The organism is Collinsella sp. AM41-2BH (assembly GCF_003468085.1).
GTDB lineage: Bacteria > Actinomycetota > Coriobacteriia > Coriobacteriales > Coriobacteriaceae > Collinsella.
In genome coordinates, this window is record NZ_QSGH01000038.1 from 1 (window position 1) to 2,895 (window position 2,895).

Genomic DNA, 2,895 nt, shown 5'->3' on the forward strand with positions numbered 1-2,895 from the left:
CGATCCAGGCCGATTTGGGCGCCCTGCTCTCGGCGGCACGGGCAGGTGGCGAGTAACGCGGAGCGGTAGACGCGCAATGAGGTTTTAGTCGCAGCCTCCGAACGAGAGGGCTCGGAGGCTGGTATTCCTGAATCGCAGGTCACGATGGGTTATCGGAATCGCGAAGAGCGGATACCGCCAGTAAGCCCCCTTCGGAATAGGCGTTGAGCAGCTCCTGGGCATGGGCGAACTCGGGACCTCGTCTCCAGCCGAGCAGGCGGTTGACGGCCAGATTGCCCTGGACGTTGTGGACGAAGAGCAGGAAGGCGTCTTCGCGTGAAAGCCCTGTTTTCTCCATGACCCAGGGAACCATCTGCTCCGCTCCGCGTTCTATGACGCGCTGGGCTACGCGAGCGTATGCGTCGCTGTCCGAATAAAGCAGGCGATAATCGTCGTCTGCCGGCGGACGCTGGCAAAGCGTTGCCGATTCAACCCCCTCAAGCGGGGGAGCCGCTGCCAATGCCTCGTCGATAAGCGCATCGAGCAGCGCGTACTTATCCTCGTAACGCAGATAGAACGTTCCCCGGTTGATCTCGGCGCGGCGGCAGATGTCCGCCACCGTCATCTTCGCGAAGCCGACCTCGGCCAGCAGCGCGAAGAACGCCTCCCGTATGACCGAGAGGGTGTAGCGCCGCCGGCGGTCGATCTTGGTTTCTCCCATCGCCTCTCCAATCTGAGTCGTTTGACAATGTCCAGTAGCTGTTCGTTTATCGACAGGTGCACGCGTTTGTTCATTGCCCCTGCGAAAATCAACAAGGATACTGTTTATAGACACCTGTTTTTTTATAGCTGAAAGGGATCACGGATGACCCTGTGCGAGAAGCTCGGCATCGGGCTTGTCAGCCGATCGTTTTCCCATCGGGCCGTCTATCGAAACGGCGGCACGTCATACGATTTGAGCGATTGCGAGCCTGCTGCTTGCAAGCAAGATATCGAGGCTTTTGCCCGCAAGGTGGGGGAGGCTGATTGCGTGTTTACGGGAGAGGCAGGTAGGCAGACGTTATGAGCATCTGCATCAAAAATCAGATTCAGAATATGAATATCGTCATCGGCTGCACGGTGGGGTGTCCATATTGCTATGCCCGTAACAATGTGAAACGTTGGCATATGATTGACGACTTCGCTGATCCTGCGTTCTTCCCGAGCAAGCTCAAGATGATGGAAAAGAAACGCCCGCAGAACTTTCTCCTTACCGGCATGAGCGATCTCTCCGGGTGGAAGCTGGAATGGCGAGACGAGGTATTTGCAAAGATCCATGAGAATCCACAGCATCAGTTCCTGTTCCTGACCAAGAGACCCGATTTGCTGGATTTAGATACCGACCTGGAAAACGCATGGTTCGGCGTTACGGTGACGAGGAAAGCGGAGCTGTGGCGTATCGACGCCCTTCGGAAAAACGTCAAAGCAAATCACTTCTTCGTTACTTTTGAGCCGCTATTCGACGATCCCGGTACGGTCGACCTTTCCGGAATCAACTGGATCGTCGTCGGCACCATGACCGGGACGCAGAGCAGGAAGGTTCATACGGAACCGGAGTGGGCATGGTCTTTGACGGACCAGGCGCACGCGCTTGGCATTCCAATGTTTATGAAGGAAGACCTCGTCTCTGTCATAGGGGACGAAAACATGATTCAGGAATTGCCGGAAGAATTCGAAAGAGTGCTGGAGGTGCAGAGAACATGGCGGAAGTGATCGATGGAATCCTCATCAATGAGGTGGAAGCAAAGAACATCATGACCAAGTCCAGCCTGCCGGTAGGCGGCTACTCGGTCAATCCCTATGTAGGCTGCACGCATGCCTGCAAGTATTGCTATGCCTCCTTTATGAAGCGCTTTACCGGACACAAGGAGGAATGGGGCACCTTTCTTGATGTGAAGCATTGGCCGGAAATCAAGAATCCGAAGAAATACGCTGGACAGCGGGTGGTTATCGGTTCTGTGACGGATGGCTACAATCCACAGGAGGAGCGATTCGGGAATACCAGGAAACTCCTGGAGCAGCTGATTAGCAGCGATGCAGAAATTCTGATCTGCACAAAGTCCGATCTTGTGGTACGGGATATCGATCTGCTGAAGAGGCTTGGACGAGTGACCGTTTCATGGTCGATCAACACGCTGGATGAGAACTTCAAGAACGATATGGACTCCGCGTCGAGCATCGAGCGTCGTATCGCTGCTATGAAGCAGGTGTATGACGAAGGTATCCGTACGGTCTGCTTCGTGTCCCCGGTATTTCCCGGCATCACGGATTTTGAGATGATTTTTGAGCGAGTAAAGGATCGGTGCGATTTGTTTTGGCTCGAAAATCTCAATCTTCGGGGTGGTTTCAAAAAAGCGATCCTGGATTATATCGCCGAGAAACATCCCAATCTCGTACCGCTTTACGATGAGATCTATAACAAGCGCAACCGTAGCTATTTTGAAGCGCTTGAAGTAAAAGCCGAGGAAATGGCCAAGAAGTACGATTGCCCCTTTGTGGACAACGAAATGCCTTATGGCAGAGTCCCCCAGGGGCATCCGGTGATCGTGGACTACTTCTATCACGAGGAAGTCCGAGGGTCAGATAATAGCGGAAAAAGAAATCGTTAAACGGAAACCGACGACGATTCGCTCGAGCGATTAGCGTCCACGCGTGGCTTCTGCCGATTGGCGCAACGGGCGACGGATTAAGGGATCGCTCGGGCGGATGATCCCGCTGCAGTACAGGCGGTCGCTCAATTTAGCGGCATGAGCGTTTTCGCACGGAAAACCAGTATCCCCTGTGCCGAGTTTAATCGTAGCGAATACAATGGGCACTGAGCATCAATCGAAAGTAGTCAAGAGCCTTTTCGACGGCTTCTACCACCTCTACCCCAGC

General features: G+C 54.1%; 4 protein-coding genes. 3 read left to right on the forward strand and 1 reads right to left on the reverse strand.

Going from position 1 to position 2,895, the window contains the following annotated elements:
• Positions 1-139 precede the first annotated feature (139 nt).
• Positions 140-700 (reverse strand): TetR/AcrR family transcriptional regulator, encoded by a 561-nt coding sequence (locus DW899_RS10300; RefSeq protein WP_117801053.1) that lies wholly within the window; start codon positions 698-700, stop codon positions 140-142.
• Between the two features lie 144 nt (positions 701-844).
• Here DW899_RS10300 and DW899_RS10305 point away from each other — a divergent pair, with 144 nt between their 5' ends.
• From DW899_RS10305 to DW899_RS10315, 3 genes are read left to right on the forward strand one after another with little or no spacing between them, the layout of a single operon-like run.
• Positions 845-1,045, forward strand: a complete 201-nt coding sequence (locus tag DW899_RS10305; RefSeq protein ID WP_117801055.1) for a hypothetical protein — start codon at positions 845-847, stop codon at positions 1,043-1,045.
• Entirely contained in the window at positions 1,042-1,731 is a 690-nt protein-coding gene (locus DW899_RS10310) for a radical SAM mobile pair protein A (protein ID WP_117645873.1), read from the forward strand. Before DW899_RS10305 ends, DW899_RS10310 begins: the two co-directional genes overlap by 4 nt.
• Positions 1,719-2,627 (forward strand): radical SAM mobile pair protein B, encoded by a 909-nt coding sequence (locus DW899_RS10315; RefSeq protein ID WP_117801058.1) that lies wholly within the window; start codon positions 1,719-1,721, stop codon positions 2,625-2,627. The genes DW899_RS10310 and DW899_RS10315 overlap by 13 nt, the downstream gene beginning before the upstream one ends.
• Positions 2,628-2,895: the final 268 nt, after the last annotated feature.